Origin of the sequence: Pararhizobium sp. IMCC21322 (assembly GCF_030758295.1) — a bacterium.
Classification (GTDB): Bacteria; Pseudomonadota; Alphaproteobacteria; order Rhizobiales.
This window is the reverse complement of sequence record NZ_CP132335.1, coordinates 4630637-4655746: the sequence shown is the minus strand read 5'-3', so window position 1 is coordinate 4655746 and position 25110 is coordinate 4630637. Positions and strand designations below refer to the sequence as shown.

Genomic DNA, 25110 nt, shown 5'->3' with positions numbered 1-25110 from the left:
CGCTGAGAGGTGCACGTACGGTTCGGGGAGGAGAAGCGCGAAAGCGCTTCTCAGACTGCTGACAAACCTCTGGCTTTTGCCGGAGGTTTTTGATTCAGTGTGTTATGTTGAAAAAACCCCCATCCCAGCAAACGGCGATCGAGATGGTAACGCTCGATTCGCTTGTTCCCATGGATCATTTGCTCCGTCGCATTGATGCGGTGATTGATTTTTCGTTTATCCACGATCTGGTTGCGGATTTGTATTGTCCGGACAATGGCCGCCCGGCGCTTGATCCTGTTTTGATGTTCAAGGCTTTGTTCATTGGTTATCTTTTCGGCATCCGCTCGGAACGCCAGCTTGCCCGCGAGATTGAGGTTAATGTGGCCTATCGCTGGTTTTTGGGACTGAAGTTGACCGATCGGGTGTTCGATGCTTCGACATTGTCGCAGAACCGCCGACGGCGCTATCGCGACACGAGGGTGGCTCAGGCGATATTCGATCAAATAGTTGAACAGGCCATTGCTCATGGACTGGTCGATGGCACCGTGCTTTACACCGACAGTACGCATCTGAAGGCCAATGCCAACAAGAACCGGTACGATAAGGCAGTCGTTGTCAAATCACGCTCCGATTATTGGGATGATCTGGATACGGCCATCAATGAAGACCGTGTGGTCCGCGGCAAAAAGCCGTTGAAGAAACGCGAGCGCAAACCGGTGGAAAAGGAAACCAAAATCTCGCGCACCGATCCTGAGGCTGGCTATATGGTGCGCGATGGCAAGCCCAAGGGTTTCTTTTATCTCGATCACCGCACCGTAGACGGGAAACTTGCCATCATTACCGACACCCATGCGACGCCGGCCAATGTGCATGACAGCATTGTCTATCTGGAGCGCCTCGACCGGCAGCAAGCCCGCTTTGGCTTTGACCCAAAAGCCGTAGGCCTTGATGCCGGTTATGCCACAACCGGCATTGCCAAGGGACTTGAAGACAGAGATGTTCTTGGTGTGACGGGCTACCGCAATCCGACGCCGCCCAGACCTGGCATGATGCGCAAGAGCAAGTTCATCTATGAGCCGCAGCACGATGGCTATCGTTGTCCGCAAGGCCAGATGCTAAGCTATGCCACCACCGGCCGCAATGGCTATCGCCATTACACATCCGACCCAGCCATCTGCAAAACCTGTCCACTACTGGCTTCCTGCACCACAAATACCAAGGCGCAACGCACCATAGCCCGCCATGTGTGGGCGGACAGCCGCGAGCGTACCGATAGCCACCGTCTACAGCCCTGGGGCAAGGCCATCTACAAGCGACGGAAAGAGACCGTCGAGCGTTCCTTCGCCGATGCCAAACAACTCCACGGCCATCGCTATGCACGGTTCCGAAGTTTGACCAGGGTTGCTTGTCAATGCCTGCTGGCAGCCACCGCACAGAATATCAAAAAAATCGCAAATACAATGGCACAAAGACCACAAACAAAGCCCGCATGAGACAATGGCCTCATCCTGCCAGAACTGAACCGACAATAATCACACCAAAAAATAAAACCCCGCCAAAAATGACGGGGTTTGTCAGCAGTCTGAGAAGCGCGAAAGCGCTTCTTACTCCATTGGCCACTTGGAAAGGCTTCGTCTATGTCGCCTTCGTGATCGACGTTTACGCTCGATACATCGTGGGTTCGTGTCTCACGCACAGCGCATGCAGGCTTTGTCCTGGATGCTCTCGAACAGGCTTTGCATGACCGTCGTCCAATTCATCGCGGCGGACTCATCCACCACAGCGACAGAGGAAGTCAATATGTATCGATAAAGTACACCGAACGCCTGGCACAAGCGGGTATTGAACCATCGGTCGGGAGTGTTGGAGATTCCTACGACAATGCTCTGGCAGAAACCATCAACGGACTTTACAAGGCTGAAGTGATCCACCGACGTGGCCCATGGCGCAGCTTCGAAGCTGTCGAATTCGCCACGCTTGAATGGGTCGACTGGTTCAACAACCGCCGCCTACTCGAACCCATCGGCAACATCCCGCCAATTGAAGCCGAGGAACAATATTACGCAATGCAGGACAAACTACCCGTGGCAGCATGACTTAAACCAAACAGCCTCCGACAATCCCGGGGCGGTTCAGTGCGAAGCAAATGCCGAGAAGGACTAACTTCAAATCAGTGAGGTTTCAGGGGAGCACGTCAATTGGTCCAACTCTTTGCATTTAGATGCTGGGCCAATTGAGGCCACACCCTAAGCTTAGAGTGATATTTACAAATATCTTTTTATCGACAGCAATGCACCTTTTACACGAAATATTGATTTACTGCACCTTTAACGTCATACTATACACGCGCGCTGACGCGTAAGTGATGAAAATTTCACAAGGGGTGAGACTATGTTATTCAAAAGAACTGTAATTTCTGCGGCTCTCTTATTGACGATTTCAACGTCAGGCTATTCACAGTCCGTTGAGTTTGGCGACCCAAACCTCAAAGCTGCGGTTGAGGAAACACTAGGTGTATCCGATCCGACGTCCGCAGACATGGAGAAACTCACGGTCTTGTCCGCTGTGAGCCTAGGAATAACTAGTGCCAAGGGACTTGAGTATGCCGTAAATTTAGAAGAGGTCGAGCTTGATTTCAACCGTATTCAAGATTTAGCGCCTCTAGCTGAATTGCAGAATCTGAAGAAACTTTGGATGTGTGACAATGACCTGGTGGACATCTCAGCTGTCTCTAGAATAACATCGCTTGAACGCGTGCAGATGGAAAATAATTTGCTGAGCGATGTGAGCGCGTTCGCCGGACTAACCAATCTAATAGAGTTGGAGTTGGATCACAACCAAATCTCGGACATTTCGGCGTTGTCTGGTCTTAGAAATATTGAAATATTGGAGTTGGAAAATAATCGCATTTCGGATTTAAGTCCCATTCTCGAAATGAGTAAGATGTCCCTTCTTAACGTTCGCGACAATCCAGTCGAAAATTACGAAGTCGCAGTGAAGCTTCCCATGCTCCAATACTATTGGATTGGGGAAAGTTCTGTAATTGAAAAACTACAGCCTATGTTCTCTGAAAGATCAAATTTTATAATCAGATAGAATATTTAGAACGCGATGGCGCTGTTTCGGCGCCGTCGTTTAGGCTATTCCCAAATGTCTGCAGGAGTTTAGATTCATTTGGAGCAGGCCAAAAATGCGATCACAGCTTGTCTGTCACCTTCATAGCTCAATCCGCGAAATTTCATAGCAGTTCCAGGGATGAACTTCCCTGGATGGATCAAAAATTCATTGATATTTAGAATATCCCAGCGCAATCCGCGAGCCGAAACCTTTTTAAAAGCATCTGAGTATTTGTACTCTATTTTGCTACCGGCAGCAGAGTTAAGCACATCATTTAAGACGGGGCCAACACCGTGTTTCGCTGCAGGGCCAAATTGATGGCAAGAGCGGCACTGTTTAAAGACAATCTCACCGGTCTTAACAAGCGCCACATCCCCTCGACAATATTCATCTTGTTCAGAAATTCTTTCGCGTTCATGAGAATTGGCGTATACTATATTCAAAAAACCTAGAATGAACATAGTTGTCAATAACGGTAAATTTGTTTTCATCGTGTAACCTCTATATTCTAATATCCTATTATTTAATAACTGACTTTGTGATTGAATGGAGCGATTTCTTCAATGTCAAAATTTAATTTCCCTTTCCACCCAATTGGACACCTCTAAAAACCACCTATTTCTGCGTATGGCATAGCTGTGTCCCAAGGTGATGTCCTGATGGGTGTTTAAGCGCCGTCGATTTGACGTTGCTGGCTGCGGCTTTTGGGTTGGATATTCCTTTGCAGGGTGTTTTCGCCTCATGCAGGCGCACGTTTCCTGTTGATCCACATCATCCTCTGGAAATTGTAGACCAGATTGGCCAATCCGATCTTTGTGGTTGCCCGCTTGATGCCGATAGTGCGGATGAATAATCCCATCACATTTTTGATACGGGCAAACGGATGCTCGACAAAGGAACGAATTCGGGAGCGCCTGATGTTGGCCTCGCGCGCTCGGCCAGACATGTCACGCCCCTTCGGCTTTTTGGTGTGTATGTGCGAGTGAAAACCGTTTTTGGCGAGCCATGCCTTGTTCTTCTTCGAGCAATAGGCCGTGTCTGCCCACACGCCAGACGCGGTGTTGTTGCGGGTCGCCAGATCGGCAAGCTGCGCCCCGTCGTAGCGGGCCGCATCGGTCACTTTCCACGAACGGATCAGACCAAGCTCCCGGTCGATGGCAATGTGATTTTTGTAACCAAACGAAGGGATGGCGATATCACGCTGTAGCTTTTGACCATCGGGTACAGCCTTGGCCTTGGAATATTTGACCGTCCAGCGAGCGCTCACATCTTTCTGCGCCGCCTTGTTGGGCTCATCCGGCCAGATCTCATCGACGGTCTTGCCCGCCTTGATGGCGGCCTTTTCGTCCTTGGTGATGCGCTGCTTGGGAGCGGCTACAATGGTGGCATCGACAAGCTGACCGCCCATCGCCAGATAACCGTTCTTTGCAAGGTGCTTGTCGAACCGGGCAAACAGATTATCCACGGCGCTGGCCTGCGTGAGGTGCTCGCGAAACAGCCAGATCGTCTTGGCATCCGGCACTTTGTCACCGAGTCTCAACCCCAGAAACCGCATGAAGGACAACCGGTCGTTGATCATGAATTCGGTCTGGTCATCGCCCAGATTATACAGCGTCTGCAGAACAAGAACCTTGAACATCATCACGCTGTCAAACGGCGGTCTGCCGCCCTTCGCACCGTCCGAACGCTTCAGCGCCTTGGCCAACGGCTTGCGAAAAACATCCCATGGCACGATCCGCTCAAGACTTTCCAGCGGGTCTCCCGACCGGCTCAGCAGCTCATAGCGATCATCAACATCCCAAAACCCAGCCTGTCCTGACACAATCAATCTCCAAATCAGCGATTTGGGATAGTGAATCAAAAAATGAGGGACCAGGCGAGGTTTTTAGAAGTTTCCAGTTGGTCCGCGAAAAAACCGGTTGCCCCTAGTGATGTAAGCAACATCGAAAGGTCTGGTGCGCGCTCCCACCAACATAGGAAGCCTTCTGCAAGGTATGGTTCCAAGCCCGTGTTGCCGTGGTGATTTGCTCCAGTAACCACATAGCCTTCGCAAGCGAGTGCCCATGCAAGCCAACTCACGCTCTCTGCCGTTCCGCCAGTGCCATGGGAGAGCAATACAACTGGCAACCTTTTCTGCGAGGTAAGAGCGGCATTCTGGATCACATCGCCCAATTCAAAGAAATGCCCGGAAGGTATTTGGACGCTGCCTATGTCATCTGTGGGATACCACGCTGACCATGCAATTGGGCGTTCGCCATTGTTTTGCCAGTTCGGGCGCGTCGGGTCCCATATCACGCCAGTTCGATATCCACACATTGCCACTTTGATTCTCCCTCAACGGCAACACTCTGGAAATGTTTAACACTTTTCAATTTTCTTTTCTGGCAGCTCTCAAATAGCGGCATTGTCCGGTGGCTTCAACGGGATGAAGCCGTTACATTACAGCGGCCTCTGCCAGATAGCAGCCTCAAGATTGTTGCGCGCGGGGCTAAACAGGATGGGCTGAAACCAATTTAGGTGATTTCAGCAATTTTGTTGTGGCGGCGAATGAGATTGATAAAAGATCGCCTGAATGCTGGGTCGCGTATTTGATGAACGATAAGGCCATAGCTAAAAATCGTTTCATCATCATCTAAGCTTCGCGGCTCTGATAATAGTTGCCTGCCCGTCAAAACGGCACGCGCATCACACAAAAAATAACTCACTGGTTGATCCAGGATGATAGCGGATTGCAACAATTTGGATGATGAAATCCTGTTCTTGCCGGACTCATATTTTTGAAGTTGTTGGAATTTGACCCCAATTTTTTCAGCTAGAGCGGCTTGCGTCAGACCTGCCTCAAGCCGTGCCTTCTTTAGGCGTTGCCCGATTAGTTTTTCAATATCTTGATCTACCAGGCGCATTTCAGGCTTTCAAAAGCGCATGAAACCGGAGGAAAGCCTACACACCCCAAATCGCTTTCGGCTGGCTTTCCCCCGATCTGCACAAGCGATGGGGAAATATCGCATTGTTCTGTGATGTTGGGTGATGGTTTTTGTTTCGCTCATCAAAAGATAATCGCAGATCTTTGGATCAACGCTCAAGAGAAACCATGCCATAGGCAGCATTTTGTGCGTGTGGCGCGGTTGCCAACGTAGCACCATTACGCAACACGCAAATTCTTGCGTAGCTCTTGAACGTGGGATTTGCGCAGGACGCAATGCAGCAATCAGATCAAGCCACGATGCATGCTGGCTGACGCGTCCTGATGTTGAAGTCCGGTATTTCATCCTGCCCCACATTGGTCATTCCGATGCGCTCATAGAATGCGGATAATGTTGGATAATTTGTTTCGCTGGTATTCAGACACACGACATCATGACCGTCTTCAAACAACTTACCCATCATGAGATTTACCACGCTACGGCCTCTGCCATTGCCAGCATGTTCGGGGAACAGGGCGATATTCTCAATCTCAATCGGGTTTTTCGGCCTTACCGCCGTAAGAAACGTCCTGGCAATATTTTGATCCGGGGGTACAGCGATACAATAGCCAATCTGTTTTCCAGCCTCAACAAAATCAAACAAGCGCATATTTTGATTTTTGATCCGCGCGGTTAAAACATCAACATCGTAAAGTTCCTTGTTGATCCAATTCCACGGTATGCGCGACACACGGTCAACAATATTCTTCGGATTAGGAGTGACTTCAACCAATCTGTGTTTCGCGCAAACGCCACGCGCATTGAACTGATCCCTGGTCTTCAAGAAATGCGTGCGTTTGATTGTCCCGAGCATCACTTTGGCTCATGCGTCAATTGCCACTGCAAGCTGAACTGCTTTTTCAGGGACTCGGCAAAACCGGCATTCTTGATAACAACAACCATGACGTCGTTGTTCTCAAACGTGGCAATGCCCACCTTGTCGCCGTAGACAAAGGTAGCCGTATCATTGAAATGTTCGGGATTTATCCAGCGATATTCGCAATAGGACGCGCCAAAAAATGTGCCGTCACCTTCCGCAAAAATGACCCGGTATCTAAACTGATTGGGCTTCTTGTCTTTCAACGCCAGCATACGTTCTTGTTGAACCTTCACGAAGTCAGCACCCAAAGCGCCGATGACAAGGTGTGATGCGGCATTGTAAAGGCATATCTCGCCGCCGACCTTCCGGGCTGTTTCGTAGATATCGTCATAGAATTGGCGGAACTCAGCGTTTCCACGATAGACCCGAACACCCGAAGGGATTTGCCGGACCCCATTGTGATCGGTAAATTCGACGCCGCGGGTTTCATAGAAATTGACGAGCTTTGCAGCATGGGGGCTTGAAACATTGCCCTTTCCATTTTCGATATTGGAAATAGTTTTCGGGTCTACGCCGATATTCTCAGCAACGAATTTTTGCTCGAAGCCCGCCAAACCTCTTGCTGCGCGTAATTGTTCTTTAGTAATCATTGTCTATACCGGAATTTAATTTCTATTATTACTATATATTAACCATTCTTTAACCATATATCTGTAGAAAGTACAACATATTATTAATTTACATATTTAATTAGTTGAGACACACGGGGGTTTATTATGAGTAATACTAATAAGAATACTGAAAAAGAAGACAATGAGGCGCTCAGAGCAGAGCTCGAAAAACGCTATGGCGAGGCTGTAGCCCAGGAAATCATGGATCAAATCGAACGCGCAACGGCGGAAACGACAGTGCCGGACTATATGCCCTTCAAAGCCAGCACTGAAATGCTGGAGCTGTTCCGTGGGGAAGCGCAGGACTTATCCAAAGAGTTGAGAAAAATGCGCCGAAGCCGCAAAGAGGGTAAAATCGCCTACATTGCCGAGCGCACGCTTGAGATCGAGTTCAACCGTGTCTTCCGGCTCTACTGGACAAGCATGAAACTGCACCACGCATTATACCACAAGGTTAAAACGGCACTGTCAAAGCCGTCATACCTTTCAAGGCGGCTTTCCCCGCAAACGTCTGGCACTCCCCTGTGCCAGGCGTTTGCTGCCTGATCAGATGATGGGGGTCGCAATGAAAAAGAAACAGAAAAACAAATTCAATGTCGAGCTGGGCTTTCGTGTCCGGCAGATACGAAGTCTCAACAAGTGGTCGCAAGAGGTTCTGGGCGAGAGACTGGGTGTTTCAACCCCGACAATGCAACGCTATGAAGCGGGTGAAATCCCTTTGACTGCGGAGGCAATCGGCAAATGCGCCGCATCGCTGAATACGCCTGTCGGCTTTTTCTATGGCGAGACTGACCAGCATCCGGCAGCTTCGAACACGAACAAAGTCGGCTTGTTGCTGGCGGCTGAGATCATGGAGTTGCCGGACGAGAATATCCGCAAAAGCGTTTTTCATCTTGTGCGCTCCATCATCCGGTGGGACGAAAAGCGCAGCAAAGACGCGGCGTAAAACTTCTTTGCATCTAGCCAGGTTGAAAGGCTGGATTATGATTTGGAGACTGCAATGCTGCGGCTGGATCGGCATTGCTGGTAAAGGCGGTTGTGGCATTTGGCGTGTCAATCGCGCTTTCAATTCCAGTGATATGTTTCATGGCAGAAGCTGGAATCTTTGGCATTGGCAGGGACATGGCGTCCTCAAGCTCGGCGTCGAATTCTTCCATCTCTTTGACTGTCATGTCGCCGGAAGCGGCGCGTTCCCGCGCCTGACCAAGATTTTCGCGGGATTCAGAAATCCCTTCAAGTTCAACGGCAATATCTTCCTGTGCGTCTAGAAGTTCACTGCGTTCTTGTTCGGCAAGCAACTGTTGTCCCTGTAAATCGCGCCTTCGAGCAAGTCCATCCGTATATAATTCAGAGGCAGGACTAAAAACAGAATCTACATCAATCTCATCAAGTGAGACGTTCTCACCAGTTTCATCAATGACAGACAAGCCATCTCGCGATTTAAAAAGGCGGCGTCCGTCTTCATGGACATGGGCTTGTTCAAGCAAGCTTTCCAGTTCAGCGTCAACTTCGTTCAGTTCGTCTCCAATTTGATCTAAACGTCGTCGATTTTCCATCAACGCCTCAACAATAGCTGTGTCATATGCAAGCAGCTGTGCTTCGTTCTTATCAAGCTGTGAACCGTAGCTATCAAGACGGGCTTCAAATGCTTCAATCTGAATTTGTGTAGCGGTGATGGTTTCGGCTGCAAACGCCAGAACATCGCCTTCAAGTCTATCTTCAACGTCCGTGCGTTGTTTGGCTTCCTGTTTTGCCTTGATGAACCATTGCTTTTGGCGAAGTGGCTCTAAATTGCGACTTCGTTCCTTGCTTGCAAAATGGCTCACCAATTCAATCATCTACGCACCACACTTTTTTTTGATTAGGACGTGGAGCAACACTCCAACTGGTTTTTCCAAGTGTGCGCCAAAAACCGTTTCAATTCGCGCCCACTGTCGGTCACTATCCGCATAATACCAGTCATAAATACACTTCATCCCATCCTCATTTGGCTTATCCCGCAAAAACCGTGCGTAGGCCAAGCCTTCCACGACCCCTGAAACATAAGCGAACTGCTCTGCAACCGCCATTTTATGCAACACAAACCCGGCATTTATCACGTCTTCCTGCGCCCTGGCAGTGTTTCCAAATATACATAGAAGTATTATTGCAGATATTTGTTTATATTTACTTAATATATTAACTTTTCTATTCAACATAATCGGTCAATATTGTGGAATTTGATTCTCATGCCTTGGTTTTGTTATAATTGAATTGTAATCGTGCAATTTCAAGGGCTTGGCTGGACACAATCCCGGCGCTTCCTCACAAATTCAGGATCACACGAAAAGGACCGATTTTGTTGGTTGGCTTGTCACCGACTATATGTAGCTAACGCATTGAAAAACATGATATATGGATATCTTCGGATCAGTACAAAAATGCAGAGGCCTGATCGTCAAATTGAGGGGCTGAAAGGCTTATGTGACGCGTTTTATGTTGAAGTGCTGTCTGCTGTATCGGCAAAACGGCCAATATTTGAGGAAATCGTCCAAAAGCTACAGTGCGGCGATACGTTTCTTGTCTGGGATTTGGATCGGGTTTTCAGGACAACATATGACGCGATTGTCTATGAGAAGGAATTTCGGCGGCGTGGCATCAAATTCAAGGCCATGAACATGAACATCGACACCAGCACAGCAGATGGAAATCACGAATATCAAAGCAGAGCGGCAGCGGCGGAATGGGAACGGCGCAAGATATCGGAGCGTACGATTGAAGGGCTGCTCATGGCACGCAAGCGGGGAAGCCGGTTAGGCAGACCGCCCAAAATTACCGATGAACAAGTGCGTGGCGCAAAAGCATTGATTGATAGCTCCGATACAACCATCAAAGATGCGGCGGCCTCTTTGAAAGTGCACCCATGGACGCTATCGCGCAGAATGCGGGCTTTGCCGTCGGAGCGGACACTCCATTAGGGATTGGTCTTAATCGTCAAGATGCCTGTCGAAATCCACTGTCAGATGCAGAATGACAGTGTTCGCTCCCAGGCCGCACCAAAAGTCATCAAAATTCTGGCAAATCGGGTTGGTTTCAGCGATAATTACATTATGAAAGACGATGTTCTAGAGACAATTCAGATTAACGTTTATCCGTGGGCTGTGCCGACGGAAGCGCAAAAACGCGCCTTTGATAGGCTTTCAACCGAAGAAAAGCGCCAGGCTCTGGAGGACGCCATTGAAGAGGGTTTTTCAAGCGGTGTCAGCGACAAGGCGATGAGTGATATCATTGCAGAGGCAAAAGCCGATATCAGGGATGGCGCATAGACTATCCCGGCGGGCAGAACGCGACCTCAAAGATATTTACACGCACACATTTAAATCGTTTGGCAAAGGGCAGGCAGATAAATATCTGCATGAACTCGATGCCGTTTTTGAAATCATTGGCGACAACCATAAAATAGGTCGTGCCTATTCATCCTGCTCTTCCGGAGGGTATTGCCTTCGCTGATGGATCACGGTCAGGATATCAATGTCGGTTGGTGATGTGATCTTGTAGATGATCGTATAGGGCAAACCCGTTACGGCGAACTCCCGCGTATCTTTGACAAGTCCCTCACGCCCCAGAAGCGGGAAGTTTTCAAAAATCTGCGTGACCTGACGAATGCGCGATATCACGCGGTCAGCGGCAGACGGGTCAAACTCAGCGATGTAGGTATGAATATGTTTAAGGTCAGAAAGGGCTTCGGGGGTAAAATTAACGTTCAAAGCCGAATGTCTCCCAGACCTTATGGGCGGGAATCATGTTTGATCGGTCTTTTGACTGCTCAAGGCCTTTGCGTATCTTGGCCTCTTTCCAAGCCAGATAGTTTGGGTCGGAAGACGGTTCGCAAGGCTGTGTCAACTCAGCCAATGATGATGTTTCTTTGATTTCGCTCATGCCCCATTGTAACGCAAAATAAGGGCAAAAATCCATAAAAAACGACAATTGCCGCGAAAGCGGTAAAACCGCCCGTTGGTCGAAACCAACGGGCGGTTTTTGTTTTGGTGAGTGCTATTTAAACAGCTTCTTGAGGGCTTTGCGGCTGTCCATGGCTTCAATGCCGCCCTTTTTGGTGTAGGCGATCATGGGGAAACTCATATAGCCCGGTTGCCAGTCCTTTTTGCCATTCTTGCGCTTGCCGCTTAATCCGTCCTGAATAATCTGTTTCTGGACTTTGGCGGTCGAGGCGACATGCGCGTCTGCCGTGCTCTTTCCAGCGACTTGTTTGACAATGGTGTTGAGCGTTTCCTTGTCGCGCAACAGATCAAAGAAGGTTTGATCCGGTTGCCAGTGCTTCGCCATATCGACACCCAGTTTTTCGCCCAACACCTCAACAAGCGCAGAACCGCTCGGCAGGGTTTCGGCAACGACAAAGGTCAAAATCATAGTGACGCTGGCATCGTCCAGTTCCATCAGCTTGGCGACTATGGCGTAAAGATCAGGACTTTTACCCCAATCGGTTTTGCGCGGTACGATGGTTTCGCCCTCTTCACCAGACAGGCCTAACAGGTTCTGCACCCGTTCGCGCTCTGCCTGAAACACGCTTTCTGCCTTATTGGTTGCAAGGCTTTGGGCAATTGCGTCCGTATTGGCCATTTGCGGGTCGGCCTGAACACTCCAAAGCGAAGATCCCGCAATCATCTGCGCCACTGCCAAACGCAGGGCAATGCCTTGATGTGAGAGTAAATCTGTTCTCACTGCGCTATGACGATGAAGCGCAAGATAATTCTGCATGGCTTTGGTAATCTCGGCCTTTTGTATGTCTGCCACAACTTCGCCAGCTTCAACTTTCTTCTGGCGCTTTGTTTCCTGTCTCGTCAGATACCCCTCATGGAATGTCACTTCGCCATTGGTGGCAATCTGGACATAGATTCTGCCGCCATCCTTCTTGGTGGCTTTCGCATATTCCCAATCGCTCCAATACTCACCGATATCCAGAATGATAACCTCCTGCCAACCATTGGCAAGATAGGTTTCCTTCGCGGCGGCAATGGCTTGATTTTGCAATGTCCAGAAATTCGTTGCATCATCAAAATAGCTGGCGTCTTCAAACAGATCAGACACGCTTGCGCCTTTGTAATTTGCGACATCAAACAGCGCATTTTCCAGTGGAATATTCGCGCCGCCAAACAACCAGCTTTTAAGGCTGTGACCTTGCGGGGCGTGTTGATCTTCGCTCTTGAACAAATCCCACCACAGTTTTTGTTGTTTGGTGGTTGCCAGTGTCAATGCGCGAAGTGTTCCTGCGTTAATCTCAGCCTTGCGGTACGCGCTCAATATCGGTGCATATAGATTGCCAAGGGCAAGGCGCTGTTTGACCTGCCTGTCGGTAATGCCGAATTGCAGGGCAATATCTTCAATGCTTGTCCCTTGTTTTGCCAGCGCTGAAAAAGCCTTGTACTGGTCAATTTCATCCATCGGCAGACGGGCAATGTTTTCCGCCAAGGACGCCTCTATCGCTTTGGCATCATCGCCCTCTTGCATGACAATGCACGGCACAGGCTCAATCTCGCCTTGTTGCGCCAATTTGCTCAAAGCATGAAAGCGCCGCTGTCCTGCGACAACTTCAAAGCCCTCACAGTTGGCACGTACCAGCAATGGCTGGATAATGCCAAGCGATTGAATGCTGGCCTCAAGATCGGCGGTGTTCTTGGCACCGATTTTGCGGACATTCAGTTTTGTTGTTTTTAAATCTTTCAATTCAATATGTTGTAGTTCCATGGTCTTCTCCTTGGGTGGTTAGGTTTTTAAAAGGCGCGGAATTGCACCATCGAGGCCAACCAGCGATTGGCCTCTGTGCTGCAATCCCTATTCCTGAAACCCGTCGAGAAACGCCACGGCACGGGCGGCTTGTGCCGATGCCTTGAATATGAATTTCTTGTTGTTTTTGAGCGCCGCCAGCCAACTCTTGATGTAAAGCGCGTGATCGTTGCGCGGGGTCTGTACGATTGCGAGTTTGGAACACAAAAATGCCGCGCCAAGTTCTGCAATCAATTCCTCAAAGGCGTATTTTTCGCGGTCTTGGCGGTTTTTTGCCTTGTCACGGTCAAGGCGTTTGGGCGCGCCTGTCCAGTGGGTCAGTTCATGGAACAAAGTCGCATAATAGTTTTCTGTGGCGGTGGCCTGTGATGTATCCACAAAGGCGGCAGTGTCGGGCAGATTGATAAAGTCGCCGCTGCGTCGATAGAAGGCACTTAACCCGCCATGACGGATGTCTGCGCCCGTCTGGGTGCAATATCGGTCTGCATGGTCAATGCGTGTGACAAGATCAATTTTTGGCTCTGCGCCGCCATCCTGATGGTCGTAACCATCGACCTGACTGGCATTAAAGACGGTATAGAACCGCGTCATTGGTATGTTAAATTCTTCCGGCTCGCCTGCGGTGTTTTCTGCGGTCTTTTGAAGCGTTTTGAAAAAGATAATCGGGCTTCCCTTTTCGCCTTTGCGAACCTGTGCGCCCTTGTCCTTCCATTGTTTGAAGGTTGCCCATTGGTTGGACTCAAACCCATTCACCTGCTGGTCTACCCAAAGGGACGGAATATTGATGCCTTGATATTGGTGGTCTGTTGTGGGGTTCGCTGGTAATCCCTGCGCCGCCAATCCAGCGAATGGGGCTTGGTAGTCGTCCAGATTCACCTGATCCAGAACGGCTATAATCTTGTCGGTTATCTCTTGGTAAATATCTCGCTTGGTCATTTTTTCCTCGCATTGTTGGTTTTCAAAAACGAGGTTTTCAGACTTTCTTCTGTCTACCCCGCACATGAAACCTTGCTCGCGGCGAGCGTCCAAAAACGAAAAAAGCCGCCCCCGATTTATCGGAGGCGACGTCTCTTTGGACGGTTGTGCCGAAAGCAAAACGCCCCAAAGCCTCACCGCTTGCGGCGGCTGCTTGCCAGCCGATCCGACAACACGGGAGCCGAATGCAATGAGGGGAATGGAGCGGGCCGGAGGATTTTGGCTATTGGATCAGGTGTTTTGTGTCGGTGTAAGCTGGCCTAGGGTTTCCATGTCCGGTGTGCCGGGCATCACTATAAGCGGCGGCACAATCCTGATTGTGCCGTCTCCGACAGTCCTTAAAAACGCCGTCAACGACGACACCATAAAATGAAGACTGCCAGGAGCCACATTTGAGGTGGCGGGACGCGTCGATCGGTAAGCCAAGGTTCCCGGTGTTCCCGCAGGAGCGGCCAACGCCGTGGGATCGAGAGCACCCTTGGAGTACCGGCCGCTTGGCTTTTCTTTGTCAGGGATCGTTACGCGAATGCGCCGAAACAATGCCTCATTGGTTCGGTTTCACTTGGCAAGGCACGCGCCTAGTGAAATAGAGCCCGCCCGGACAGCAAGGCAAGCACTATTATTAGCCGATCCTGTTAGGCCATCGCTGGTGCCAACCGAGCTTCGCGAATCCGGCGCGCGAAATCGAGCATCATAAAGCGCGGTACGACTGACCGACAAAGTGCTTTTTTGGGGGGAATCGAGGCCAAAGTCCGAATAGCATTGATAGCACGCCGCCCGTCTTCGCCGAATAAATCCGTAACTTCGATCATATGTTGATCGCGGAATTTTGAAAGCGACTTCATCGTACTCAGTGCTTGCTCGCCCCATAGTTCTTTCGGCCTAAGCGCCACCAGATCAAGAGCCCGCTTGTTGTCAAGAGCCCGCTGGTTGTATTGGAAAAGACGTCCTTCGTGGTTCAGGTTCAGCTCATCCATGATAGTGTCCAGAATCAGTTCTCCGGACATGCCACCGAAATTCCAGTAGCGGGCAATTTTACCTGCCATGTGAGGATGCCGCAAAGCGGCGGTCGAGAGGGAATACAGATCCCCTGTATAAATCTGCGTCATTTTATTCTCCGTGACGCTGCGGAGAGCTCTCCTGGGTTACCCCGGGCTTGGTCGACACCGGGATAATGCTGAAACCTGCCGGTACTTGTCAGCAGATATATGCCTGACATATGCCTGAACCCATGCTGATATTTCCCATATAACATGTTGTTTTTTATGGTTATTTTGTAGAATCTTTGATAGAATGATTTTGTGAGAAGGACCTATACAGAAACATTTCAAATTGAGATTGAACGAGACCTGCAAACCGATCAGGTGATCACCAAGACCTGCCGGGACGAAAACGGCAAGCTTCACGGAGGGGTCAACATGCCTGCGATAATCGAGTATGATCCGGTCTCCGGAAAACCGGTAAAGCTCGAAAGATGGTTCCACGGCAGGCGGCACGGATTGCACGTTCCGGCGGTTGAGGTGATTGATCCGGATACCGATGTGATCATCGGAGAAGAATGGTTCGATTCAGGCAACCGTCACCGAATCGATGGGCCGGCTTATATTGTCAGGGACGCCAAGACGGGGGCTGTAAGACGCACCGAGAATTACGTTCACGAACACGGGGATCAAAGCATACCGAAAGCCCCGCCACCAAAACCCACCTAGACCTTTGAGTAGTTCGACATTATTGTTTCTCGCAAAACGTGTGCGGGGACTTTGGAATGTCGAGCGAAAAAATGGTCATCCCTGATGTCGAGGCTTTCGAGTACTTTTGCAAGATAGTTCGCCTAAAACACGCGAAGCGCGCCGCGCAGGCGAAGCGACTATTTTTCAAGAGAGAGGCTCCTGTCAACGAGATCGCGTGGACGGTCAAGGAGCATTTTCGTAATCCGTTACAGGAGAAATATTCGGACAACGCTGGCTCTGCGCCGGTTCCAATAGCCTGGTCGCGTTTTCTGAACGATCTCAAGAAGGATTTTCCCGGCAAGATTCCACGTCAATTTACGGGGGAACCGGAATTGCGGGACATTCAGGAAAATCTCCTCGACAAATGGGCACCGACCACGACGAAATCCCACAAGCTCGTTCCTCTGTTGGCCTATTTTTGGGCGCACACAATGGCCGGCGACGGGTTTGCCTCGGCGGTGTCCGCTGTTGATCACGATATCCTTGGCAGTTCATTTGAGAAGGCCTTTAATAAACCAGTACCGCACACAATGTCGGTGGCAAAAGCGCTTTATGATCGCGTTCTCGAAGAAGAGAGAATATCCAAGGCACGCAAGGAGAAGCAAATATTTGTGGGCGCCGGTCTCGCGGCAACCTGCATCGCGCTCGTGGTGGGTGGCGCGTACCTGTTTCTCGCAAATCCTTCACAACCAGTAGAATCCGAAGCACTTGGCAATTCTGCTTACAATGAAGCCATGGATCATGGGCGAGAAGGCGATTTTGATGGGTTTCTCGCTGACCTCCGCCGGTCAAATGAACAAGGCTATCCGGTTGCGGCGGCGAGACTTGGTGTAAGCTACTTGCTTGGTGAGCGCACCCTCAAGAATGAAGGGCTGGGCGAACGATACATCGAAACTGCGATAGAGCGCGGCCTGCCGTCTCTTGCAAGATCGGGCGATGTAGAGGCTCAAAATGCTTATGGCTTCATCCTTCTTCGGGGCGTTGGCATTGAGAAGGACCTCGGCAAAGGTGTTGATTTTCTCCTTGCGGCCGCCAGCCATGGTAGCAGCCGCGCTGGGGTCCATCTTGCTGAGCTATATCTAAACAATAAATCTGCAAATGATGATTGCGACGGGTTGGGTTTTGCAATTGCTGCCAGGCAGGCAGAAGAGTTTGATGGTTATTTCCTGGAAGCTGTCTACTATGATCGCGGTCTTTGCCCGGAGGGAGGCAAAGATCCAAAAGACCGGCTAGTGGCAGCGGTCGAACTACTAACTCACGCGGCCAACCATGATCACCCTCGCGCTACATGGAAACTTGGCGTCATGTATGCAAGAAACCGGGGGGTGCAGGCCGATCCCGAAAACGACAAGATCGCTGTCGAACATTTCAGGGAGGCTGCCAACAAAGGTGTGACGGATGCTCAGGTGGACTTGGGAAGTATGCTGAGGGATGGCAGAGGATCTGAGGTCTCGAATGAAAATGACCGCGCAGCGCTGGAATTGTTCCGAAAGGCCGCGTCAACAGGAAACTCGCGCGGACAACTTGATTTGGGTTGGTCATACGACATGGGGCGCGGTGTCGCGTTAGATGATGAAGAGGCCGTGCGTTGGTACAAATTGGCGGCAGAGCAGGGTTTGGCAGCGGCGCAAAACAATCTGGCAATGATGTACGTGGAAGATGAGGGTGTGGCGAAGGAAGGCCGCAATGATGAGACTGCTGTAGATTGGTTGCGAAAAGCGGCAGAGCAAGGATTCGCTTTGGCGCAAAAAAATCTAGGTTGGATGTATGAGGTTGATCGAGGTGTTCCGCCAAGTTCCGACAATGATTCAATAGCCGTATCGTGGTACAGCCAAGCCGCTGAACTGGGATTGCCAAGTGCTCAGTTCAATCTTGCATTGATGTATGAAAACAACCGGGGCGTAGAAGACAGCGAGAACAATGCGGCCATCGCAGAAGGTTGGTACCGAAAGGCGCTGGAACAGGGCCACAAACCCGCGCTCTATCCACTGGTAGTAAATCTGACAGGGCGGTTTGAACGCGAAACGCCGGAATGGGAAGAAGCGTTCAATCTGATTTCACAGGCTTCTGACGAGGGGGACGGGAAAGCGTCAGCTATGGTAGGGAAGACTCTTATTAGAATGTCGGACCCGCGTACTGTTGGAGAGGCGCGCGGAGTTGAGCGCTTACTTCTATCCTGGAAACAGGGCCATGCAATGGGAGCCTACATGGTCGCTGAAACCTATCTCCATTCGGATGGGTACTCATGTATGTTCGAAGACAGTAAAGTCGAGATCACCGAGACTGATGCGCGCAATGCGCTTGAATTCTCTGCGACGGAAGGAAATACGTGCGCAATAAATCTGTTGGGTGTGTCCTACGAAATTGGCGCTCTTCACAAATTCGATTCTCAGACGGCGCTTGACTATTACCGGCAGGCTATGGAGGCGGGCAACAAAAACGGGGAGGAAAATCATATAAGGTTGTCGAGCTTGTTGGCAGTAGATAACCGACAAATGTCATACGCACGGATTTCCGATCTTGCTGCAAAGGGCAATGTGGCGGCCTTGTGTGGCCTTGCCTACGAAACCCTTTACAGCAAAGAGCAACGAGATTTTGCTACGGCGGGTGAAGCCCTTAAACAGCTTCGGAACATGGGTATGAGTGCGTACAGTAAGGATGAAACCAACGCGATTATCGAACAAGCCGTCGATGGCGACGAGTCGGCTGAGGTTAGAAAAGTCTGTTCGCCGTTCCGCGAGAATGTTATTTCCGTAGATAAATTCATTGAACGCTGAACGCCTTGCCAATTGTGGCCGGAGACCAGCCCGTAAATGAGCCACCTACGAACTCGCCAAGAATAAAAAAGCTTTATAAACAAAGCACTGCCTACATATTGGGCTAATTCTCCCTAAACTCTCCCAAGGTATATTCAAAGCTGCATTAGCGTGTAGTTAGGCCGAACAAACCCGGCTGAATAAATCAGGAGAATCTCAAATGAAAAACAGTCCCATTCTTAATCTCTGGCTCGGTCAAATAGGTGTTGTCACCGGCTCGGCGGCCAATCAGATCGGGCTCTATTCCTCTGGCCACATGACCGGGAAATAGGCCAAGGGGTGTTCGGGAAGTTGGCGCGTCCCGAACACCTGACACATCCAAAGCCCACTTGCATGGAGGATTTAAGATGAAGACGATCTTATCACGGCTCGGTGATTTCGGGTCAATTATCGATCTCGAATATTCACCAATGTCCACTGACGGGCAAATTGCCAATATTTTTGAAGATACGTCCTGCCCAGTTTGCAGGGGATGGGGCATGACGCGGCATTCCTTCTTTTGCCGGAGCTGTCGTGGTCGCGGATCATTTCCCATCTAGGGAACCGCACAGACAAAAAACCCTGACGGCTTCGGCACGTCCGTAGCCGTCAAAGTTTCAAAATATATCGACACCGAACCACCGGACAGATTTTGCGCGGCTGTTTCCGCACGCCCGCAATCATGGCCCGTTCGTCGCTGTCATCCAAAACCGGAGATTAATATGAACGTTCACGACGATACTTTTGACAATGACTTACAGGTTCATGAACGCCCGCCGAGCCGCCCATTGATGGATTGGGTCCCACCCCTTCTTGTCGGAACCCAAACACTGACACTGGCGCTTGGCCTGCCAAACATCATCACAGGATCAGGCGGTTTTCACAATTTGAAGATTGCATCCCTGACCCTTGGTGCAGGGATAGTGAGTTTTGGTGTCATGCACCTTGCTGTTAGCTTTGGTGCGCCTTATGCCGCCAAACGCTTTAGGTTGGCGGCGATCGCCAGCATAGTTGGGATAATGTTTGTCGGCGCGGGTTTCGCCTTGGCAACATTTTCCGGGAACATTTTACCCGATGTTGCTGCTCTTCGAATGCAGGATCACGGTACCAAGCTAGCGCAAGAGATTTCGCAAGTTAATCAAGTCGCGACTGAGGCCAGCAGAAGTGGCGCGACCCTCGGGGTCATAGCATCGGATTTGCATGGCTGGGCCGCCTGCGAGCAATCACAGTCTTGCTTAAGCAAAGCAGCCGCTACGGGGCGTGGGTCTATCACAGTAGTCCTAGAAGGTCTGGCGGAACAGGCAGAAGCCATTCAACAGCAATATGAACAGGGCGAAGCCGCGCGTGAACATGCGCTGGAAGAAATCAACGATCACTTTGCTGACTATCAGCGCATTGTTGGGCAGACAGAGATCAGCATTTGGGAGCGCCGCAACACACTGAAACAGACCGACAACCTGCTGCACCAGGCAACGGCAAAACTGTCCAATGCCGTACCGCTGCATCTTATCGAACGATATGCGGAGGAATTGTCGAACGGCATTAAGCTGTCAGGACGGGCAGATGTCGCACAGCGTATCAATGCCATTTTGTCGGAACATGGCAAGAATCTTGAAGCAATCCTGGAGAGTAGCGGCGGTACCGCAGTCATGCGTCCGATCTTTCCGGCGCGTCCCGGGGTTGGTGAGGCGGTGACCCATGCCATGGATTTCTTGCCACTGTTTTTGCTGATCATCGCGATAGATGGCGTACTGCCGATCTCCGTCTGGATCATGGCTTATCTCAAGGAAGTCTGGATCATTGAGCAGGCGCTCAAGCAGCAAAAATACAAATCACAGAATACGGCAAAAAATAGTGGCTCCGGCAACGCTACTCCTCCGCAAGCCTATAAGAACGGCAAGACGACGCCTCTGGATGGGGATGCGCTCGAATGAACGCCCCTGCGACCCCACAGGGCAAACGATATGTGCGCGGGGCCAACCGCCTCGCGCGCACTATCGGCTTCACGATGCTGGGCGGCGCTGTCCTCGTTGCCATGACGATTTTCATTGCGTGGGATGCTGATTTCTTTGTCTTCCGCGACAAATGGGAGAATTTCAAACTGGCAATGTTTGGTGAGTGGCAACCATCCGAGCTGACTGAAAACACAAGCCAACAAACCGACTTGCTGGCAGGTGTTGACGAAATAAGTTTCTTCAAGCGGGTTACTGTCGGCGGGCTTGGCGTCGTCGTGACTGGAGCAAGCTTTGCCTCCGCTGAAGACGTCATTGAAAAACGTGCGGCGAAACAGTGGTGCTATGTCGGCTTCGGCAAAGGTGTTGCTACCAGACATATTGATCTTGGCAAGCAGGCCGGGGCGTCCCGGCCAATTTACAGCGATCTACAGACCGTGCCGCCAGATGTCTTGTCTGAGCTTGGCATAAGCACAGAGCGCCTTGCCTCCATCGCAAAAGCCAATTGCCGCTTCGGCATCTTCGACATTGAAAACCCACGCTAAAGAAAAGGAGAGCAAGCATGCCCTTTGACCAGATCATACCGCCAATTGGCACCGGACTGTTTCTTACAGGAGCGGCTTATGCGGCGTTCTCCGCTCTGGTTTCCGGTCAAGTGATCGGCACTCGAGTCATTGAGAAGTCGAATTGGATGCCGCGCTGTGAACAAGCTCTTGTTCTGGCGGCGAAGCAAGATGCGCCAACTTTCCAAACGCCTGTTCCAACCCCGGATTGCAATAGCATCATGGGTATGTTTGCCGGGCCGGAAGGCAAGCAGCTTTGTAATATCGTGGGGCCATTGTTTCAGAACCCGCTGGCGGGACAGATTGAAAAACAAAATCAAGAACTGAAAGACGCATATAATGCGCGCCTCAAAAATGCGGCGGCACACGCCTCATCATCCTGCAAATGCGCTGTTAACGTCCAACTGGAAGACCGCATGCCTTGGGCGCTCTACGCCGGCTCGGCACGGCTCATCACCCCGTCTAAAATCCGCAATCTGGACGCAGAGCTTTTTGCGGCTTTGTCCTCCCCCGTTTGCGCCGGGAGGTTTCAATGATTTTGGGGTATGTGCGCATCGGGTCCGATACCGTCAAAACGCATCGGACAAGCTATTCCATTTCAAGCCTGGATCACGTGGATACGGATCGACCATTCCGCTTTGCATTTGCTTTCTTCGGGGTTGCTGCGATTGGTTTTGTGGTCGCCTTTAGTGATCTCTTGTACCCCGTCGAAATCATCACAATAGCGAGCGTTACGGCAATTTCCGTCTTTGCCGGATTTCAGGTCGGCCAACTGAAATTCATCTCGCGCGAGCTCATTTCAGCAAAGCAGGGGAATGTGATCTGGGGTCATCACAAGACGCTTGATCGGCTCCGGGACGAGATCACGCCGCGCATTGCCGCGTCGAAAAAAGGAGCTTCACATGCAAAAACTCAATAGTGCATGGGGTGACGTTGCAAAGATCAATCTGATGATTGCCTATGGCTGTTTTTTGATCTTGGCAGGTTACGTTGTGTACCCCACTCATCCGCACTGGTGGGCGTTCGGCTTTTTAAGCATCTGCTGTTATCTCGCCGCTGCCGGATTGATTGGCAAAGCAATTTCAGCAGCCCTTAAACTACGGCAGAATGCCGCCGTTCGGGAGGACATGCTCACCCGGCCAGCGCCCCACAATGCCAAACTTGCCAACCGCGAAGATCTTGTAAAAGCGGGGATGTTGTGATGCGAAAACGTCTCAAAAACATTCTCCGACATCTTAAAAAGCCGTTTGGACTGACCCGCAAAGATGTGCGGAAGATCGCTGCTGAACACCGGGAAATCCGCCGGGTGATCGGCCTCACTCTTGAGGATGAAACGCCTATCTATGAGCCGAACACCACCCTGTCCTGGCTCGTCTATGGTGGTGCAGGATCAGGCAAGACCACTTGTGTCACGATATCGGCGATTTTGTCGTTGCTGGCAGATAGCACACGGGGGCAGATCATCAACGATGTGAAGCCGGAAGTGGCCCACCAGATTGCCGAAATGTGCCTCAAGGCTGGGCGCAATTTTGCGGTCATCGATGATAGCGGGTCGATGGGCAAGGCCTATCCTCATCGTGTGCGCGTCAATCCGTTTAGCAATTTGATTGCTGCCCACCGCGAAAACTCGCCCAATCTGATGCTGGAAATTGAGAGTGTCAGCAAGGTTTTTATAAATGAGCCCGACAACGAACCCCGCAATTTCTATTTTCGGCAATCACCAAGAGAGCTTGTTATCGTTGCGATATTAATCCTGCTGGCGCACAGCCCCGATAACGCCACACCGGGCGGAATAGCCAGCCTGATTGCTGATCCTGATCTATGGCACAGCGCGCTCGAGATTGAAGCGGAAGAAGGCACGCCGCTGACCAAAAACCGCGCCAGACAAATACTGCAAATGCACGCCGATAATCCCGAGCATTACAGCCAGCATATTTTGGCAGCGCTCTCGGCCTTCTCGATCTTCATGGAAGGCGGGCCCCTTCACGAAGTTGGACAGAATGAGGACATCACCCATGAGCAATTGCTGAAAGAAAACTACATTGTATGTGTCTGCCAAAATGCCAGAAATGCCGCCAACCTCAGTATTTATTATGGGCTGACTTTCAACGCCTTTCTGAATGCCCAGATGTCCGGCGAGTGTGGGCGCACGATTTTGATTTTCGATGAGGTAGCAAACACTCCGGCCAAGGACATCATTAAGAATGTCACGATCTTTAGATCGTTCGGATTGCAGGTCTTGTATCTGGCCCAATCAAAAGCCGACTTGGAACGTCAAAACGGCGTGAAAATAGTTGCGACCTTGGAAGATAATTGCGCCATCCAGTATCTGCAAATTACCAACCAGGCAGCCGAGACCATTTCAAAAGCCATCGGTGATGTTGAGAATGTCAGTTACAGCATCAATGAAAGCTCGGGCAAACCCGACGTTTCAAGAACAATCAATTTAGGCAAAGAACGCCTGTTCACCGCTGATCAACTCCAAAGCCTCCCGGCTGACCAGCAAATTATATTCATCCCGGGCCAACCCACTCTCCATTGCAAGAAAGTGCGGCAGAATAACTTCTTCCCCCTCTCCGCTGATTTGTCAGGCAATCCGAACGAAGGCGGAAAGATATTACCGCCCGACTACAAGGTGGTACTGCCCAACTATGACGGGTGGCAGGCATGAGGATTTTGCGTTTTTTCCCGTGGCTGATTTTTCCGGCAGCGCTCGTCGCAATCTATCTGGTTTTTGGCACGCCTTATCTCAACTGGTCGTATGATTTTTACAGTGATGGCGGCAATGATCCGTTTGCCGAACGGCAATATACGCGCTGCACCTATACGAATTTCCGCACTGAAATCACCATTCATCCCGGTGATGGCAATTGCCCGCGCTTCAAATTCTTCAAGCAACAAAGCGAGAGGGGCTAATGGCTGGTTGCCAGTTTCACCCAGGGGGTCGGCATGCGGTGGTCAAGATCGAGTTTTTCCGTCAATTCTTGCCGGGCAAAGTTCTTCATGACGTTCAGCACTACAGCGGCGGAAACATTGGTCTCCCTGATCTGCTGGTCACAATGCTCCTTGGTCATGATGTCCAGATCAAACGGCGCAATTGCGTACCAGAAACCGCTGTAATCCATCGGTTCCAGCCACTCGTCAACATCATCTATATCGCTGAAACTTCTCACCTTTTGAGAATACCACAAACGGATTCGCCAACGCAATAAAAACAGCAGAAGGAATATTTCCTCATGTGCTCTGATACTTCAGACGACATAAAACGGCAATTTGAACTGCGCGCCTTGCGCAGGCAGGCGCAGATTTTGCGACAACCCGGTGACTGGGACAAGGCCAATGAAATTACCAGCCGCTACAAAAATGAAACACGCCTCACATCACAAAAATACTATGGCGAATATGACGCCCGCGTTGCAAAGCGGCTTAAAACGCTCATCGACAAAGCGGGCGCGAAAACCAAAGACCATACTCTCAAGCTCTTTGGTACGGATCGGTTCAATCAGCAGAGCTTAAAACGCCAGGCGCACCGGGAGGTTCAACACGACCACGCCCGCCGTTTGAGCTCAATTGACGGCCGGGAAAAAACCGAGCTCGGCAGTTTTTTGGATGTTGTCCATGAGCGCAATGAAAAGCGCGACAAAAGCAGGCAGGAATTCAAACGTTCCGCAGATCGTCGCCAAGCAGATCAAACGGAAAATCAACCGCGCGGGCAGTCTCGCAGACTGAGCCGCGACCGCTAATCAAAAGCCAAAGGAGAA

General features: G+C 50.6%; 31 protein-coding genes and 1 pseudogene. 18 read left to right on the top strand and 14 right to left on the bottom strand.

Translation table 11 applies throughout. The features are described 5' to 3' along the window. The first annotated feature begins 104 nt into the window (after positions 1 to 104). The 3 genes and pseudogenes from RAL91_RS22165 (at position 105) to RAL91_RS22155 (ending at position 3078) form a co-directional block, all read left to right on the top strand. Positions 105 to 1475 carry an IS1182 family transposase gene (locus RAL91_RS22165; RefSeq protein WP_306258416.1) on the top strand — a complete coding sequence of 457 codons (1371 nt, stop codon included), beginning with the start codon at positions 105 to 107 and terminating at the stop codon, positions 1473 to 1475. A 113-nt stretch (positions 1476 to 1588) separates the two neighbouring features. Beyond that, positions 1589 to 2078, top strand: a pseudogene (locus tag RAL91_RS22160) (IS3 family transposase); the annotation flags it as partial. Positions 2079 to 2373: 295 nt separating this feature from the next. Continuing rightward, on the top strand, positions 2374 to 3078 hold the full coding sequence (locus tag RAL91_RS22155) for a leucine-rich repeat domain-containing protein (RefSeq protein ID WP_306258415.1): 705 nt from the start codon (positions 2374 to 2376) through the stop codon (positions 3076 to 3078). Positions 3079 to 3152: 74 nt separating this feature from the next. Here the strand turns inward: RAL91_RS22155 and RAL91_RS22150 are convergent, their stop codons facing one another. The 6 genes from RAL91_RS22150 to RAL91_RS22130 form a co-directional block, all read right to left on the bottom strand. Continuing rightward, positions 3153 to 3590 carry a cytochrome c family protein gene (locus RAL91_RS22150; RefSeq protein ID WP_306258414.1) on the bottom strand — a complete coding sequence of 146 codons (438 nt, stop codon included), beginning with the start codon at positions 3588 to 3590 and terminating at the stop codon, positions 3153 to 3155. A gap of 248 nt (positions 3591 to 3838) precedes the next feature. After that, the gene (locus RAL91_RS22145; RefSeq protein WP_306258413.1) at positions 3839 to 4921 is read right to left on the bottom strand and encodes an IS5 family transposase; all 1083 of its coding nucleotides are present in this window, start codon (positions 4919 to 4921) and stop codon (positions 3839 to 3841) included. Between the two features lie 35 nt (positions 4922 to 4956). After that, complete coding sequence (locus RAL91_RS25160) at positions 4957 to 5415, bottom strand: hypothetical protein (protein WP_371932450.1); 459 nt, start codon at positions 5413 to 5415, stop codon at positions 4957 to 4959. A gap of 197 nt (positions 5416 to 5612) precedes the next feature. Further along, complete coding sequence (locus RAL91_RS22140; protein WP_306258412.1) at positions 5613 to 6002, bottom strand: helix-turn-helix domain-containing protein; 390 nt, start codon at positions 6000 to 6002, stop codon at positions 5613 to 5615. Positions 6003 to 6312: 310 nt separating this feature from the next. Beyond that, a complete protein-coding gene (locus RAL91_RS22135; RefSeq protein WP_306258411.1) occupies positions 6313 to 6876 on the bottom strand; it encodes an N-acetyltransferase in 564 nt (187 codons plus the stop codon). Further along, complete coding sequence (locus RAL91_RS22130) at positions 6876 to 7532, bottom strand: helix-turn-helix transcriptional regulator (protein ID WP_306257369.1); 657 nt, start codon at positions 7530 to 7532, stop codon at positions 6876 to 6878. The genes RAL91_RS22135 and RAL91_RS22130 overlap by 1 nt, the downstream gene beginning before the upstream one ends. A 126-nt stretch (positions 7533 to 7658) precedes the next feature. On the opposite strand from RAL91_RS22130, the gene RAL91_RS22125 reads away from it, so the two are divergent. Both RAL91_RS22125 and RAL91_RS22120 read left to right on the top strand, forming a co-directional pair. Further along, positions 7659 to 8099, top strand: a complete 441-nt coding sequence (locus RAL91_RS22125; protein WP_306258410.1) for a hypothetical protein — start codon at positions 7659 to 7661, stop codon at positions 8097 to 8099. 19 nt (positions 8100 to 8118) lie between these two features. Next, a complete protein-coding gene (locus RAL91_RS22120; protein WP_306258409.1) occupies positions 8119 to 8499 on the top strand; it encodes a helix-turn-helix domain-containing protein in 381 nt (126 codons plus the stop codon). Positions 8500 to 8512: 13 nt separating this feature from the next. Here the strand turns inward: RAL91_RS22120 and RAL91_RS22115 are convergent, their stop codons facing one another. Further along, on the bottom strand, positions 8513 to 9391 hold the full coding sequence (locus RAL91_RS22115; protein WP_306258408.1) for a hypothetical protein: 879 nt from the start codon (positions 9389 to 9391) through the stop codon (positions 8513 to 8515). Then, a complete protein-coding gene (locus RAL91_RS22110; RefSeq protein WP_306258407.1) occupies positions 9392 to 9751 on the bottom strand; it encodes a hypothetical protein in 360 nt (119 codons plus the stop codon). It lies immediately after the preceding gene. 189 nt (positions 9752 to 9940) lie between these two features. Here RAL91_RS22110 and RAL91_RS22105 point away from each other — a divergent pair, with 189 nt between their 5' ends. Genes RAL91_RS22105 through RAL91_RS25155 form a run of 3 tightly spaced genes read left to right on the top strand, consistent with a single transcriptional unit; the run spans position 9941 to position 11042 of the window. Next, on the top strand, positions 9941 to 10510 hold the full coding sequence (locus tag RAL91_RS22105; RefSeq protein WP_306258406.1) for a recombinase family protein: 570 nt from the start codon (positions 9941 to 9943) through the stop codon (positions 10508 to 10510). Positions 10511 to 10555: 45 nt separating this feature from the next. Next, complete coding sequence (locus tag RAL91_RS22100; RefSeq protein WP_306258405.1) at positions 10556 to 10858, top strand: hypothetical protein; 303 nt, start codon at positions 10556 to 10558, stop codon at positions 10856 to 10858. Then, complete coding sequence (locus RAL91_RS25155) at positions 10848 to 11042, top strand: type II toxin-antitoxin system RelE/ParE family toxin (protein ID WP_371932449.1); 195 nt, start codon at positions 10848 to 10850, stop codon at positions 11040 to 11042. Before RAL91_RS22100 ends, RAL91_RS25155 begins: the two co-directional genes overlap by 11 nt. Here the strand turns inward: RAL91_RS25155 and RAL91_RS22095 are convergent. The 5 genes from RAL91_RS22095 to RAL91_RS22075 all read right to left on the bottom strand — a co-directional run bounded on the left by RAL91_RS22095 (position 11003) and on the right by RAL91_RS22075 (position 15418). After that, on the bottom strand, positions 11003 to 11299 hold the full coding sequence (locus tag RAL91_RS22095; RefSeq protein WP_306258404.1) for a type II toxin-antitoxin system RelE/ParE family toxin: 297 nt from the start codon (positions 11297 to 11299) through the stop codon (positions 11003 to 11005). The two genes, RAL91_RS25155 and RAL91_RS22095, sit on opposite strands and share 40 nt — an antisense overlap. Further along, complete coding sequence (locus tag RAL91_RS22090; protein WP_306258403.1) at positions 11289 to 11471, bottom strand: hypothetical protein; 183 nt, start codon at positions 11469 to 11471, stop codon at positions 11289 to 11291. The genes RAL91_RS22095 and RAL91_RS22090 overlap by 11 nt, the downstream gene beginning before the upstream one ends. Before the next feature lie 114 nt (positions 11472 to 11585). After that, positions 11586 to 13295 (bottom strand): ParB/RepB/Spo0J family partition protein, encoded by a 1710-nt coding sequence (locus RAL91_RS22085; RefSeq protein ID WP_306258402.1) that lies wholly within the window; start codon positions 13293 to 13295, stop codon positions 11586 to 11588. An 87-nt stretch (positions 13296 to 13382) separates the two neighbouring features. Next, the gene (locus tag RAL91_RS22080; RefSeq protein ID WP_306258401.1) at positions 13383 to 14270 is read right to left on the bottom strand and encodes an ArdC family protein; all 888 of its coding nucleotides are present in this window, start codon (positions 14268 to 14270) and stop codon (positions 13383 to 13385) included. Positions 14271 to 14944: 674 nt separating this feature from the next. Beyond that, positions 14945 to 15418 (bottom strand): hypothetical protein, encoded by a 474-nt coding sequence (locus tag RAL91_RS22075; RefSeq protein WP_306258400.1) that lies wholly within the window; start codon positions 15416 to 15418, stop codon positions 14945 to 14947. A 192-nt stretch (positions 15419 to 15610) separates the two neighbouring features. On the opposite strand from RAL91_RS22075, the gene RAL91_RS22070 reads away from it, so the two are divergent. The 9 genes from RAL91_RS22070 (at position 15611) to RAL91_RS22030 (ending at position 24265) form a co-directional block, all read left to right on the top strand. Then, entirely contained in the window at positions 15611 to 16018 is a 408-nt protein-coding gene (locus RAL91_RS22070; RefSeq protein ID WP_306258399.1) for a hypothetical protein, read from the top strand. Positions 16019 to 16074: 56 nt separating this feature from the next. Continuing rightward, positions 16075 to 18816, top strand: coding sequence for a tetratricopeptide repeat protein (locus RAL91_RS22065; protein WP_306258398.1), 2742 nt, complete (start codon positions 16075 to 16077; stop codon positions 18814 to 18816). Between the two features lie 905 nt (positions 18817 to 19721). Then, positions 19722 to 20768 carry a hypothetical protein gene (locus tag RAL91_RS22060; protein ID WP_306258397.1) on the top strand — a complete coding sequence of 349 codons (1047 nt, stop codon included), beginning with the start codon at positions 19722 to 19724 and terminating at the stop codon, positions 20766 to 20768. Then, entirely contained in the window at positions 20765 to 21331 is a 567-nt protein-coding gene (locus RAL91_RS22055; RefSeq protein WP_306258396.1) for a hypothetical protein, read from the top strand. Before RAL91_RS22060 ends, RAL91_RS22055 begins: the two co-directional genes overlap by 4 nt. Positions 21332 to 21348: 17 nt before the next feature. Further along, entirely contained in the window at positions 21349 to 21885 is a 537-nt protein-coding gene (locus RAL91_RS22050; protein WP_306258395.1) for a hypothetical protein, read from the top strand. Next, the gene (locus RAL91_RS22045) at positions 21882 to 22268 is read left to right on the top strand and encodes a hypothetical protein (protein WP_306258394.1); all 387 of its coding nucleotides are present in this window, start codon (positions 21882 to 21884) and stop codon (positions 22266 to 22268) included. Before RAL91_RS22050 ends, RAL91_RS22045 begins: the two co-directional genes overlap by 4 nt. After that, complete coding sequence (locus tag RAL91_RS22040; protein WP_306258393.1) at positions 22252 to 22551, top strand: hypothetical protein; 300 nt, start codon at positions 22252 to 22254, stop codon at positions 22549 to 22551. Before RAL91_RS22045 ends, RAL91_RS22040 begins: the two co-directional genes overlap by 17 nt. After that, on the top strand, positions 22551 to 24020 hold the full coding sequence (locus RAL91_RS22035; protein WP_306258392.1) for a type IV secretory system conjugative DNA transfer family protein: 1470 nt from the start codon (positions 22551 to 22553) through the stop codon (positions 24018 to 24020). The genes RAL91_RS22040 and RAL91_RS22035 overlap by 1 nt, the downstream gene beginning before the upstream one ends. Next, on the top strand, positions 24017 to 24265 hold the full coding sequence (locus RAL91_RS22030) for a hypothetical protein (protein ID WP_306258391.1): 249 nt from the start codon (positions 24017 to 24019) through the stop codon (positions 24263 to 24265). The genes RAL91_RS22035 and RAL91_RS22030 overlap by 4 nt, the downstream gene beginning before the upstream one ends. Here RAL91_RS22030 and RAL91_RS22025 read toward each other — a convergent pair. Then, the gene (locus tag RAL91_RS22025; protein WP_306258390.1) at positions 24262 to 24522 is read right to left on the bottom strand and encodes a hypothetical protein; all 261 of its coding nucleotides are present in this window, start codon (positions 24520 to 24522) and stop codon (positions 24262 to 24264) included. The genes RAL91_RS22030 and RAL91_RS22025 overlap by 4 nt on opposite strands. Positions 24523 to 24585: 63 nt before the next feature. Between RAL91_RS22025 and RAL91_RS22020 the strand changes: the two genes are divergently transcribed. Then, positions 24586 to 25092 (top strand): hypothetical protein, encoded by a 507-nt coding sequence (locus tag RAL91_RS22020; protein WP_306258389.1) that lies wholly within the window; start codon positions 24586 to 24588, stop codon positions 25090 to 25092. Positions 25093 to 25110: the final 18 nt, after the last annotated feature.